The organism is Ruegeria sp. SCP10 (assembly GCF_040329495.1).
Taxonomy (GTDB): domain Bacteria; phylum Pseudomonadota; class Alphaproteobacteria; order Rhodobacterales; family Rhodobacteraceae; genus Ruegeria.
The window spans coordinates 1-223 of the sequence record NZ_JBDZYF010000101.1; the positions used below are offsets into that span (position 1 = coordinate 1).

1 protein-coding gene is annotated in these 223 nt (G+C 56.1%); it reads right to left on the reverse strand.

Translation table 11 applies throughout. The annotated features are described in order from the left end of the window. Positions 1–212: transposase (locus tag ABLN87_RS22595; RefSeq protein WP_353014340.1), on the reverse strand; the 212-nt coding region annotated here is incomplete at its 3' end. Positions 213–223: the final 11 nt, after the last annotated feature.

Below are 223 nucleotides of genomic sequence, written 5' to 3' on the forward strand. Positions count from 1 at the left end.
GTCGACATCAGCGGCGCTAACCTGTTCTGGAGCCGGAACAGACCCCTAAAGGCCGTCGCCATGTTCTCTATCGCTGCCCGCTTCCACGTTCCGATCTGCGTCGGGTGAACGCCATATTTCTTGGACAGTTCCGCCAGCGTCATCTCCTCGCGGATCACTTCAAGCGCAACCTTGGCCTTGAACTCCGGCAAATGGTTCTTGCGTTTCTTCATTTTGGATCGTC